This is a genomic window from Amycolatopsis ponsaeliensis (assembly GCF_030182635.1).
GTDB classification, from domain to species: Bacteria; Actinomycetota; Actinomycetes; order Mycobacteriales; family Pseudonocardiaceae; genus Amycolatopsis; species Amycolatopsis ponsaeliensis.
On record NZ_JAPZLD010000002.1, the window covers coordinates 386,165 to 397,657 of the forward strand.

The 11,493-nt window shown below is 73.8% G+C and carries 11 protein-coding genes; 1 reads left to right on the forward strand and 10 read right to left on the reverse strand.

Annotation, left to right across the window (positions count from 1 at the left end):
• The first annotated feature begins 95 nt into the window (after positions 1-95).
• Positions 96-797, forward strand: coding sequence for a GntR family transcriptional regulator (locus QQ657_RS04785; RefSeq protein WP_284740908.1), 702 nt, complete (start codon positions 96-98; stop codon positions 795-797).
• Positions 798-799: 2 nt separating this feature from the next.
• Here QQ657_RS04785 and QQ657_RS04790 read toward each other — a convergent pair whose 3' ends face one another.
• The 10 genes from QQ657_RS04790 to QQ657_RS04835 all read right to left on the reverse strand — a co-directional run bounded on the left by QQ657_RS04790 (position 800) and on the right by QQ657_RS04835 (position 11,482).
• Positions 800-1,687: a PfkB family carbohydrate kinase gene (locus QQ657_RS04790; protein ID WP_284740807.1), complete on the reverse strand. Its 888-nt coding sequence runs from the start codon at positions 1,685-1,687 to the stop codon at positions 800-802.
• A complete protein-coding gene (locus QQ657_RS04795; RefSeq protein WP_284740808.1) occupies positions 1,684-3,156 on the reverse strand; it encodes a purine-cytosine permease family protein in 1,473 nt (490 codons plus the stop codon). The genes QQ657_RS04790 and QQ657_RS04795 overlap by 4 nt, the downstream gene beginning before the upstream one ends.
• The gene (locus QQ657_RS04800; protein ID WP_284740809.1) at positions 3,125-4,159 is read right to left on the reverse strand and encodes an ADP-ribosylglycohydrolase family protein; all 1,035 of its coding nucleotides are present in this window, start codon (positions 4,157-4,159) and stop codon (positions 3,125-3,127) included. Before QQ657_RS04800 ends, QQ657_RS04795 begins: the two co-directional genes overlap by 32 nt.
• 60 nt (positions 4,160-4,219) lie before the next feature.
• The gene (locus QQ657_RS04805; RefSeq protein ID WP_284740810.1) at positions 4,220-4,789 is read right to left on the reverse strand and encodes a DM13 domain-containing protein; all 570 of its coding nucleotides are present in this window, start codon (positions 4,787-4,789) and stop codon (positions 4,220-4,222) included.
• Positions 4,786-5,370, reverse strand: coding sequence for a hypothetical protein (locus QQ657_RS04810; RefSeq protein ID WP_284740811.1), 585 nt, complete (start codon positions 5,368-5,370; stop codon positions 4,786-4,788). The genes QQ657_RS04805 and QQ657_RS04810 overlap by 4 nt, the downstream gene beginning before the upstream one ends.
• Positions 5,371-5,464: 94 nt before the next feature.
• Entirely contained in the window at positions 5,465-6,580 is a 1,116-nt protein-coding gene (locus QQ657_RS04815; RefSeq protein WP_284740812.1) for a GntG family PLP-dependent aldolase, read from the reverse strand.
• A gap of 17 nt (positions 6,581-6,597) precedes the next feature.
• The gene (locus tag QQ657_RS04820; RefSeq protein WP_284740813.1) at positions 6,598-8,073 is read right to left on the reverse strand and encodes an argininosuccinate lyase; all 1,476 of its coding nucleotides are present in this window, start codon (positions 8,071-8,073) and stop codon (positions 6,598-6,600) included.
• 252 nt (positions 8,074-8,325) lie between these two features.
• Positions 8,326-9,564 carry an ATP-grasp domain-containing protein gene (locus QQ657_RS04825; protein WP_284740814.1) on the reverse strand — a complete coding sequence of 413 codons (1,239 nt, stop codon included), beginning with the start codon at positions 9,562-9,564 and terminating at the stop codon, positions 8,326-8,328.
• Positions 9,522-10,544, reverse strand: coding sequence for a pyridoxal-phosphate dependent enzyme (locus QQ657_RS04830; protein ID WP_284740815.1), 1,023 nt, complete (start codon positions 10,542-10,544; stop codon positions 9,522-9,524). The genes QQ657_RS04825 and QQ657_RS04830 overlap by 43 nt, the downstream gene beginning before the upstream one ends.
• A gap of 5 nt (positions 10,545-10,549) precedes the next feature.
• Complete coding sequence (locus QQ657_RS04835) at positions 10,550-11,482, reverse strand: GHMP family kinase ATP-binding protein (RefSeq protein ID WP_284740816.1); 933 nt, start codon at positions 11,480-11,482, stop codon at positions 10,550-10,552.
• Positions 11,483-11,493: the final 11 nt, after the last annotated feature.

An 11,493-nucleotide genomic window follows, 5' to 3' on the forward strand; every position in this document is an offset into this window, starting at 1 on the left:
ACCGCCCTGGTGGTGACGGCCACCGTACTTTTGCTATAGCAAGATGGTCAATAGTTGCAAACAAGATTTGCCATGGCCAGTAGGCTGGGCTCGTGATGGGCGAGGCACTGCAGACCGACACGCTGGCCGACCGCGTGTACCGCGCGATCCGCGACGCGATCACCACCGGCGAACTGCGCCCGGGGCAGAAGGTCACCGAACGCGGCTTCGCCGAACAGCTGTCGGTCAGCCCGACGCCGGTGCGCGAAGCCATCCGGCGCCTCGAGCAGGACGGCCTGCTCGAACGGTCCGGCCCGCGGACGGTCAAGGTGGCGATGTTCGGCGGCGTCGCGATCCAGGACCTCGCCGAGGTCGAGGTGGGCCTGCGCGGGATGGTGGCGCGCTTCGCCGCCCGGCACGCGACGCCCGAGCAGCTGGACGGGCTCGACGAGGTCCTCGACGAGGCCGACGACCTGCTCATCCTCATCAAGCAACGCCACGAGGCCGGGCAGGACGTCGTGAAGCACGTCGGACGGCTCTTCGACGCCATGCAGCAGTTCAACGCCCTCGTCGAGGCGTGCGCCGGCAACCCCGTGCTCGTCCGGCTGCTCGACCAGACCCGGGTGTTCTCCTACCCGGAGCGGCGTTCGCGGGTGATCGAACGCGTGAGCGTGGACGAAAGGTTCGGCCTGGACCGCTACGCGACCCACCGCGCGCTCGTGCACGCGCTGCGGGCGGGCGACTCGGCGAAGGCCGAGGCCCTTGTGCTCGAAGACGCCCGGGGCGGGCTGGGCGACTTGCTCGCCGGCGGCTCCTGAAGCTACCGGCGAGCCGCCAAAAGCTCGTCGACCTCCGCGCGGGACGGGCTCGTCGCCGGGCCGTAGCGCCCGACCGCGATCGCGGCGGCGGCGTTCGCGCGTTCGGCCGCGACGAGCAGCGGCTCGCCGCGCAGCAGTTCCGCCGCCAGCACCCCGGCGTGCGCGTCCCCGGCGCCGTTGGTGTCCACCGGGTCGACCGGGAACCCCGGGACGCGCACGGTCACCCCGTTCTCGACGACATCGCACCCTTCCGCGCCGACGCGCGTGACCCGCACCGGCACGGCCTCGACGCCGTCCACAGTGGACATCGCGGCGGCTTCGGCGGCGTTGCACGAGAGGATGTCCACGTGCGGCAGCACCGCCCGCCAGACGTCGGGGGCGACGTCCGCCGCGAGCGGGCCGGGGTCCAGCAGCACCCGGTGCTCCCCCATCGACGGCAGCCACGCGAGCAGCGCGTCGCGGTTGGACTCCCGCAGGAGGCTGTACCCGGTGACGTACACCAGGTCCCCGGCCCGCGGCCGCACCCGGTGCAGGTGCTCGGCCGTAAGCGTGCCCTCGGCGCCGGTCTCGGTGATGAACGTCCGTTCGCCCGCCGCGTCGACCAGGACGACGCACACGCCCGTGTCCGCCGCGGCCGGGGTCTGGACCAGCTCGACGCCCTCGGCGGCCAGGGCTTCCCGGACCAGGTCGCCGAACCGCCCGGTGCCGTGCTCCCCCGCGTAGACGACCTCCGCCCCGGCGCGGGCCGCGGCGGCCATCACGTTGAACCCGCCGCCCGCGGTGAAGCGGACGTCCGAGGCGAGCACGTCACCACCCGCCGACGGCAGCGCCTCGACCCGCATCACGAGGTCCACGATGGCCTGTCCGGTGTGGACGAGCCGGCCGGTCATCGCCGGATCCTCGCACCGCCGAGCGCGGCGTACAACCCGGCGCCCACGGCGAAGGTGACGACCCAGCCCAGTCCGTTGACGCCGAGCCAGGTGCCGGCGAGGGGCCCGGTGAACCAGGCGTCGTCCCCGGTGCCGGCCGTCGTGAACAGGTAGCCCGCGACGATGGCCGCCGCCCAGGCCAGCAGGGCGCGCGGCTCGCAGCCCGCGCGGTACCAGTACGCGCTGGTGCGGTGGACGTCCATCAGCGCGGCCGGGTCGTAGTCGCGCCGGCGCACCATGTCGACGACGAACACGCCGACCCACGCCGTGATCGGCACCGCCAGCAGGCTGATGAACGCGATGAACGGGCCGTAGAAGCCGTCCGCCACGAGCATGAAGTACAGCGAGCCGAGGAACGTCACGATGATGTCGACGACCACGGCGTACACGCGCTTGAGCCGGATGCCCAGGGTCAGCGTGGTGAGGCCGGCGGAGTACACGGACAGGTGGTTCGAGAGCAGCAGCCCGCCGAACGCGGCGATCAGGTACGGCACCGCCATCCAGCTCGGCAGCAGCTCGCGGATGGCCGCGACCGGGTCACCCGCCGAAGCCAGCGACGGGTCGTCGGCCGAGACCAGGCTGCCGAGCGAGATGAGCAGCACCAGCGGGATCCCCGCGCCCGCCGCGGCGGAGGCGACGAGCGAGCCCGCCCGCACGGTGGGCGACTGGTAGCGCGACATGTCGGCGGACGCGTTGGCCCAGCCGATCCCGGTCCCGGCGGCGATGGTGCCGACGCCGGCGATCATCGCGCCGACCGGCGCCGGCGACGCGGCGAACACCTGGCCCCAGTGGATGCGGGTGATCAGGCTGACGGCGACGACGACGTTGAGGGCGCCGAAGATCCACGTCGACCAGCGCTGCACCGCCACCAGGACGGCGTGCCCGAGCCCGGAGACCGTCACCGTGAGCAGGACGAACAGCGCCACACCGGCGATCGTCAGCACCGGTGACGCCTTCGCGTCCGCGTTCGCCCCGAACAGGATCGCGCACAGGGAAAGGAACGCGAACGCGGCGGTCGTCGTGTTGACCGTCTCCCAGCCGAGCCGGGACACCAGCGACACGACCGTCGGCCCGATGTTGCCCCGGACGCCGAACACCGCGCGGGACAAGGTGAGCCCGGGCGCGCCACCGCGCCGCCCGGCGATGGAGACGACGCCGACGACCGCGAACGACCCGACGGCACCGAGCACCGCGACGAGGGCCGCCTGCCAGAACGCCAGGTGCTGCACCGCGACCAGCGTCGCACCGAGCGGCAGCCCGAGGATGCTGATGTTCGCCGCGAACCACACCCAGAACAGCTGCATCGGGTGCCCGTGGCGCTCGCCCGCGGGCACGGGCTCGATCCCGCGGGTCTCCAGCGCTCCCGACCGCTGCGGGCTCGCCACCGTGTCCGCGACGCTAGCGCCGGGGACCTGACCTGATTCGACCATCGTTACCTCGCACCTGCAGGAGGCCGTCCACGATGACGGCCAGCTCGAGCCGGTTGACCGCGCGCACCTTATCGACCAAGGGGGCGGGCAGTCCGGAAATCCCGTGGTGTGCGCCGAGGATCGCCCCGCACACGGCTGCCACGGTGTCGGTGTCGCCGCCGATCTCGGCGGCGAGAGTCAGCGCCGCGACCGGGTCGTCGCCGAGGATTTCGGCGAGCGCGAACGCGGCGACCACGGATTCCTGCGCGGCGACCGACGTCCCGATGACCTGGGTGAGCGCGTCGGCCAGGCCGGCGCGGCCCAGGCCCCGCACCCAGCCGCGCGCCCAGGCGATCCGGGCGGCGATGTCCCCGCCGGCGATCCAGTGCCCGCGCAGCGCGCCCTCGGCGGCGGCCTGTTCGGCTTCGTCGAGGGAGGTCTTCAGGTCGGCACCGTCCACACCGGACGAGACAGCGGCGGCCACCGCGGCGGCCGCGGCGATCCCCAGGCCGGTGTTGTGGGTCACGCGGCTGGCGGCGACGACGGCGTCGAGGAACCCTTCGCCGAGCGGCGTGGCGATGCCGATGGGGGTGATCCGCATGGCGGCGCCGTTGGTGGCGCCGTCCCGGCCGGCCTCCTCGGCGCCGGCGCCCGCGTCGAGGCGGTCGAGGGCGCGCCGGGTCGAGGGGCCGAGCAGGTCGAGCGAGCCGCGGCGGATCATGTCCGCCTCCCACTCGCGCAGGGCGGCGGCGAAGGCGTGGGCGTCGATCCGGCCCCCGCCGTCGATGGCGAGCCGGGCCACGAGCACGGCCTGTTCGGTGTCGTCGGTGATCGACCCGGCCGGCATCCCGGGGGCGATCGGCTGCTCGGCGACGGCGTCGACGAACCCGCTGATCGGCCCGTACGCCCGCGCGATGGCGGCACGCGACATCGACTGCGTGGGCATGCCGAGGGCGTCGCCGATCGCGAGACCGTAGAAGGCGCCGAGCGCTCGCTCGCGCATCAGCGACTGCCGGGTGAACATGTACAAACATGTACAGCCGGAGTGGACGACGTGTCAAGCCCCGGTCGGCGGTCAGGCGCCTCAGGTGGACAGCTCGGCCGCGCCGAAGGAGACGTCGAAGCGGTCGCACCAGATGCTCACGCTGGTGTAGCCGGCCAGGTCGGTGCCCGCGGGCAGCGGGTAGTTCTGGTTCCCCTTGTTGCCCTTGAGCTTGCCCACGTCGAGGTACCGGCCGTCGTCGAACAGGCCCCAGCCGTCCTTGCCCGGCTTCACCGGGGCGTCGCTCAGCCAGACGTGCACGTCCGGGCCGCTGCTGGTCGCCAGGTCCTCCAGGCGCAGCACGAGCGACCCGTCGGCGGCACGCAGGATCCGGACGGTCCCGGCGGTCCGGTGCTCGTGGCTGATCAGCGTCCCGGTCGCGACCTCGGCCGGTGCGGCAGCCTCGGTGGGCTGAGTGGGCTGGGTGGGTGGGGATGTCGGCACGGCGGTTTGAGACACGGTGGCGGCGAGCGGCAGAGACTCCTCGACCGTCTCGTCCACCCAGAGCCGCCACGGCTGGAACCAGTACAGGCCCGTCGCGACCGCGACCAGCCCCGTGACCAGGACGCCGACGACCCAGGGCCGGGTGAGCAGACGTCGCGTGCGGCTCATGCCGTTCTCCTGTCTTCCGCGCTTCGCTCGCCGGCGAGGGACAGCCACGACATCCCGGCGGCGACGCCGAGCATCGTGACCACCCCGCGCGGCCAGAAGATGTGACTGTCCAGAAAGGACACGCTCGCGAGCAGCAGGACCGCCCCACCCGGCACGGCCCACCACCCCGCGCGCAGGACCGCCGCCACGACGATCAGCGCGCTCGCCACGAGGAAGCAGGCCGCGCCGATGTGGCCCACCAGGTCCCCGACCGTGAACACCGCGCCGACGACCGGGGTGGCGCCGTGCTGGGCGTGGACCACCGTGCCCCCGGCGATCCCCGCGACGGCGTCGAGCCCGCCGTAGAAGGCCGCGTACCCGAACGCCGCCACCCGCCCGGGCCACCGCAACCACGGCGGCGCGGAGGCCAGCAGATACCACGCCGCCACCCCCAGCAGCGGGAAGACCGGCAGCAGGATGATGTGCAGCGTGGTCCACCAGGGCGCCGTGGCCGCGTCGAGCTGGGCGGGGTGCACCACGCCGAACCCGGCCAGCAACAACCCCGGGACGGCGATGAGGAACCCTCGCAATGACCTGGACACCGGGCGACCGTAGCCCGGGTCGCCCGCGGAACCGGGGGTTCACGGCATTAGGAAACCCTTACGGGCCGGGACGCACGCGCCCCGGCCCGGCGCGTCACCGCACCAGGGCGTCGTGGCCCAGGAGGTCGCCGAACACCGACACCGCGCGGTCCACGGCGTCGTCGTCCACGCCCGCGTGGGTCACCGCGCGGATGCGGTCGGTGCCGAGCTCTTCCACCCGGATCCCCCGTCGGCGGGCCGCCTCGATCAGCGTCCGGGTCGTGTAGCGGTCGTCGCGGACCTTGAAGAACACCATGTTCGTCAGCGGCGGGCCCGGGTCCAGCCGGACACCCGGGATGCGTGACAGACCGCGGGCCAGGCGGGCCGCGCGGGCGTGGTCGTCGGCCAGGCGCTCGGTCATGTCGGTCAGCGCCACGATGCCGCACGCCGCGATCATCCCGGCCTGGCGCATGCCGCCGCCGAGCATCTTGCGCATCCGGCGCGCCGCCGCGATCGTCACGCGGTCGCCGACCAGCACCGAACCGATCGGCGCGCACAGCCCCTTCGACAGGCAGATCTGCACGGTGTCCGCGTGCTTGGCCACCTCCGCCGCGCTGACGCCGAGCGCCACCGCCGCGTTGAACAGCCGGGCGCCGTCGAGGTGCAGCGCGACGCCGTGCGAGCGGATCAGCCGGGACACCTCGCTGAGGTAGTCCAGCTGCAGGGGCAGCCCGCCGCACCGGTTCTGCGGCGTCTCCAGGCTCAGCACCGCCGGCGGCGCGATCTGCGGGTCGCTGCGGTCGACCGCGCACGCCTCGGCGATGGCAGCCGGGTCGATCGTGCCGTCGGGCAGGTTCGGCAGCGGGTCGTAGACGATACCGCCGCACAGCGACGCGCCGCCCGCTTCGTAGACGTACACATCGGACTCGTGCCCGACGATCGCCTTGCCGCCGCGCGGGCAGTGCGCGAGCAGCGCGGTCAGGTTCGCCATGGTGCCGCTGGGCATCAGGCAGCCGGCCTGCTTGCCGAGCAGTTCGGCGGCGAGCTGCTCCAGCCGGTCCACGGTCGGGTCCTCGCCGTAGACGTCGTCGCCGAGCGGGGCGCGCGCGGCGGCTTCGAGCATCGTGGGGGTCGGCAGGGTGAAGGTGTCGCTGCGCAGCTCGACGTAGGTGTCCTGGGGGGACGCGGGCTCCGGGCGGAGGGTCGCGAGGTCGTCGGCGAAAGTGGTCACAACAGGCTCCTCAGAGGTCAGTGGGTGAGGGTTCGGACGGCGTCGTCGAGGCCGATTTCGGCCTGGCTCCAGCGCCAGCGGCGTTCCTCCGCGGCGGCGCGGATCCGGGCGAACCCGGCTTCGGCTTCGGTGACGGCGGCGAGCACGGACTCCCGCGCCGGGCCGCCGCCGTGGGCAGCGTGCTGGGCGACCTCGGCCGGGTCGAGCGCGGCGAGGACGTGCTCGGGCTGCCCGGCCAGCCGGACGCGGGCGACGTCGTGCAGCGGCACCCCGGCGGCGAGGGCTTCCTTGGCGATGGCGCCGACTTCGTGGTGGGCCTGCCGGAACGGGACGCCGGCGTCGACGAGCCGTTCGGCCAGGTGGGTCGCCGCGGTCTGGCCGTCGACGGCCCGTTCGTACATCCGCTCCGGCACCGGCTCGGCGCCCTCGACGACGAGCCGCAGCAGGACGACGGCGTCGGTCGCGGCTTCGAGCGCCGACCACGCCGGGGCGACGGCTTCGGTGCCGACCGCGATGGCGTTGGTGAAGCGGGCGGTGGCCATCGCGCTCGCCGACGCGGTGAACGCGCCGAGCGGGGCCAGCGCCCGGCCCTGGACGTGTTCGAGCAGGAACGGGTTGCGCTTCTGCGGCATCATCGAGCTGGACCCGACGACGTCGTCGGCCAGCCGCAGCAGCCCGGCCTCGGCGCTGGTCCACGCCTGCAGGTCGTGCGAGACGCGGCAGAGCAGGACACCGAGGACGGTGGCCGCGGAGAGCTGGCGCAGCACCAGGTCCCGCGACGCGACGGCGTGCAGCGAGTTCGGGATCGGGGTGGCGAAGCCGAGCAGCGCGGTGGTGCGGTGCTGGTCGACCGGCAGCGACGTGCCACCGACCGCGCCCGCGCCGAGCGGGTTCTGGTCGATCTCCGCGCCCGCCTGCCAGACGCCTTCGACGTCGCGGACGAGCGCACTCGCCACGCCGGCGAGGTAGTGGCCGTAGGTGATCGGGACGGCGGGCTGGTGGTGGGTGTAGGCGGGCATGGTGACGCCGGCCCAGCGCCGGGCCCGGTCGAGCAGGGCGCGGCCGAGGGCGTCGGACTCGGCGAGCAGGCGTTCGTGCGGTTCGCGCAGCCGCAGCCGGACGACGGTGGCGTTGAGGTCGTTGCGCGAGCGTCCACTGTGGAGGATCCCGCCGACCTCGGCGCCGAGGGTGTCGATGAGGTGGGACTCGTAGGCGAGGTAGCGGCCGCGCGGTGCGGGGACGTCGTGCAGCGGCGCGAAGCCTTGTTTTCTCAGGCTTTCGATGCCGTGGAGGAGTTCGCCGGCGCGGGCGCGGTCGACGATGCCGCGTTCGGCGAGCATGACGACGTGGGCGCGGTCGACCTGGCTGATCAGCCCGAGCTCGGCGGCGACCGGGTCGGGCGCGGGGGCGGTGTCGCGGTCGAAGAGGATCTCCCGGGCCGCGGCGGAGATGGGGCTGGTGAGCCGGCCGGTTCCGCCTGGGGCGATGGTCATCGAGGTGCTCCTTCCGGGGTGTCCGGGTGGGGTGCTGCGGGCCCGGTGGTCTTGAATGACTCATTCAGGACCACCGGTGACCTGAATGAGTCATTCAAGGCACCCGGCGGGCGGGCGGCGGCGGTCTGGGCCACCGTGGTGATGAGGAACCGCAGGCTCATCGGGCCCTCCGGTGTCGCGACCCAGTGGTCTTGAATGAGTCATTCAGGTCTTCGGAGGTCCTGAATGACTCATTCAAGACGCCGGAGGCGGTCATCGGGCTTCTCCTCTCGGCGCGGGAACCAAAGCCGCGCGCAACCGGTCCAGTCCGGCGACCGCGGCCGCGCGGCCGCCGCGGGGCCGGTCCGCCACGGCCAGGACGTGCCCGGCGCGGTCGCGGTAGTCGCGCGCCGGGCGGACCACCGTGCCGGCCGGCCGGTACAGCCGCGCCTCCACGACGCCCGGTACGGTGCCTGCCTTCGCCACGGCGTCCCCGGGCGACAGCACCGATGTCGCGGTCGCGGTGAGGAAGCGCAGCGAGGCGCACGCCCGGCGGGAAGCCCGCAGGTCCGGCGGCAGCCCCAGGACCGCCGCCACCTGCGCCGCCACCAGGTCGACGCCCGTCGCCGCGCGGACCAGCTCCGGGATCATGCCGCCCGCCGGGCGCGGGTTGACCTCCATCAGCCGCGGCCCGTCCGGGGTCAGGCGGATCTCGACGTGGGCCGCGCCGAAGCCGAGGCCCAGCGCGGTCACCGCCGCCCGGGCCGTGTCGATCAGGGCCGTCTCGTCCGCCGGGGGCAGCGCGGCCGGGACGTCGTGGCCGACCTCGACGAAGAACGGCGCCGGTCCCAGGTGCTTGCGCACCACCGCCACGACGACGTCGCCGAACAGCTCGACCGAGTACTCCGGCCCGCTCGCGTACGGCTCCACCAGCACCTGCGCAGGCACCGGCAGCCCGCGTTCGTTGTGCGTCACCGAAAGCAGCGCCGCCGCCTGGGACGCGACCGCGTCGGGCGTCTCGCAGCGCAGCACGCCGACGCTCCCCGACCCCTCGGCCGGCTTGAGCACCACTGGGAACTCGACCGCCGCCGCGACCGCCGCGGCCACCGAAGTCGCCACCGTGCACGGAGCCCCGAGCACCGTCCGCTGGTGTGCCTTGTTGCGGCACTCCGTCACGGCCAGGGGATCCGGCCCGGGCAGGCCCAGCTTCGCCGCGATCCGGGCGGCGACCGGGATGAAGTACTCCGAGCTGCTCGTCACCCCGGCGGGTTCACCGATCTCCGCGGCCAATACCGCGCAGGCGTCGGACGTATCGCACTGGACGACGCGGATGCCGTCCTCGGCCGCGTACGGGTACCGCGACGGGTCGGCCGCGGCCAGCACCGGCTCGAACCCGAGCGAACGGGCCTGCCGCGCGAACAGCCGTCCGGTGCCGGTGGTGTTGCTCTCGACGAGCAGCAGCGTGCCGTTCACGACGCGTCGGCCAGCGAGCGCCGGCCCCAGTTCAGCCACGTCCACGAACCGCCCGGCTCGGTGGGCGCGACGACCTCGTACGGCTCGGCCGCCCCCGCGTGGGCCAGCCCCTGCGCGCGCAGCCACTCGTCGGAGTAGACCGTGTCCTGGTAGCGGTAGCCCTCGTCCGGCAGCAGCGCGACGACCGTCGCGTCCGGGTTGCGGCGCGAGAACCAGTCGGCGACCTTGAACGACGCGCCGCTGGTCGGGCCCATGAACAGGCAGTGTCGCGCGTACAGGTCCCGCGTCGCGGCGAACGCCTCGGCCGCGCCGATCCAGTGCACCTGGTCGTAGCCGGTGTGGTCGACGTTGGCCGGTACCAGGCTGTTGCCGAGCCCGCGCAGCACGCGCGGCCCGTCGGGCTGGCCGAAGATGGCGCTGCGCTGGGTGTCGACGCCGATGAGCGTCAGGTCCGGCACGAGCATCCGCAGGAACGAGCTCGTGCCCGACGTCGAACCGCCGGAGCCGACCGCGCCGACCAGGCAGTCGGGCACGCCGATCGTCTCGGCGAGCTGCTCGGCCACCAGCGCGTACGACCGCGGGTTGTCGGGATTGCTGTACTGGCCCGGTACCCAGTGGTTCGGGTACTCCGCGCGCAGCTCCTCCAGCCGGTCGAGCCGGGCGCGCTGGAACCCGCCGACCGGGCTGGGCTTCGGGCAGATCTCGACGCGGGCGCCGAGGTGCTCGAGCCGGCGCTTCAACGGCGCGTCGATGGCCGGGTCGCCGACGATCGTGAGCGGGTAGCCGCGCAGCCGGCAGACCATCGCGAGGCCGAGGCCGAAGGTGCCCGACGACGTCTCGAGCACGGTCGTGCCGGGACCGACTTCACCGCGTTCTTCGGCGCGGTCGAGCATGAACCGGGCGGGCAGCAGCTTCATCAGGCCGAAGGCTGCGACGTGGAAGTTGGGCCGGATCCGGATGATCCGGGGCAGCTCGGTCGCCTCCACGACGGACCGGCTGACGGGTGCGGCAAGGGTCATCGGACTCACCTCTCGGTTTCGAACTGCCAGGTCTCGGTCACGCCCAGGGCGGCCAGCCGCGCGGCGGCGAACTCCAGCCGGGCCGGGGTTTCGGGGTCGCGCGCGTCGAACAGCAGGCCGGCGACGTCGCCGCTGTGGGCCACCTGGACACCGGTGGCCTCGGCCGCGCGGGCGGCGGCGAGCACGTCGTCCAGCCCGGGAATGGGCAGGTGACGCTGGTTGAGCAGGGTGCTGGCGGTGGCGACGCGGCCGAGCAGGCCCGCGTCGCCGTCGCGCACGGCCCGGCGCAGCAGGCCGCGCAACGGCCGGAACGCCTCGATCTCCCACGACGTGTAGCGCGCGGGCGGCAGCTTCAGGGTGTCGACGCCACGCCCGCCCGGGCTGGTGCCGAACCCCAGCACGGCCAACGGCATCAGCTCGCCCAGGTCTTCGATGGGCTCGCCTTCGCGGTGGGCGAAGACCACGGCCCGGCCGCCGTACATCAGCGAGTCGGACGCGGTTTCGGCCTCGACGGCCAGCGCGCCGACCTCGGCGGGCGAGAGCCGGCGGCCGGTCGCGGCGAGGACCGCGCCGATCGCCGACGTCACGTCCGCGGTCGAGGAGCCGAACCCCCGGCAGAGCGGGATGTCGCTGGTGATGTCGAGCAGGCCGCCCGGGACCGGGTGCCCGAGCCGGGCCAAGGTCAGGTCGGCGGCACGGCGCGCCTTGGTGCGCCACGCGGGACGCACGGTCGTGCCCTCGTCGTCGGTGGGCAGGAACGTGGCACGGGTGCTGTACAGCGGGCACGGCAGCGTCACCAAGCCGCGGCGGAGCCGGCCATCGGTGACGAAGACTCCTTGCAGGATCTCGCCGTGGTGGGCGTCGACGCGGAAGCTGCCCGCGCGCGGGTCGGTGACGGTGGCGGGGGCCGGTGCGGCGACCGCGAGGTCTTCGGTCATGGCGTTCTCCT

Coding starts and splice junctions, on each gene's coding strand:
- QQ657_RS04805 (WP_284740810.1), bottom strand. CDS start 4,789: ATGAGCCGCACGCGACGTCTGCTCACCCGGCCCTGGGTCGTCGGCGTC.
- QQ657_RS04820 (WP_284740813.1), bottom strand. CDS start 8,073: ATGACCATCGCCCCAGGCGGAACCGGCCGGCTCACCAGCCCCATCTCC.
- QQ657_RS04790 (WP_284740807.1), bottom strand. CDS start 1,687: ATGACCGGCCGGCTCGTCCACACCGGACAGGCCATCGTGGACCTCGTG.
- QQ657_RS04785 (WP_284740908.1), top strand. CDS start 96: ATGGGCGAGGCACTGCAGACCGACACGCTGGCCGACCGCGTGTACCGC.
- QQ657_RS04800 (WP_284740809.1), bottom strand. CDS start 4,159: ATGTTCACCCGGCAGTCGCTGATGCGCGAGCGAGCGCTCGGCGCCTTC.
- QQ657_RS04830 (WP_284740815.1), bottom strand. CDS start 10,544: ATGACCCTTGCCGCACCCGTCAGCCGGTCCGTCGTGGAGGCGACCGAG.
- QQ657_RS04835 (WP_284740816.1), bottom strand. CDS start 11,482: ATGACCGAAGACCTCGCGGTCGCCGCACCGGCCCCCGCCACCGTCACC.
- QQ657_RS04795 (WP_284740808.1), bottom strand. CDS start 3,156: ATGGTCGAATCAGGTCAGGTCCCCGGCGCTAGCGTCGCGGACACGGTG.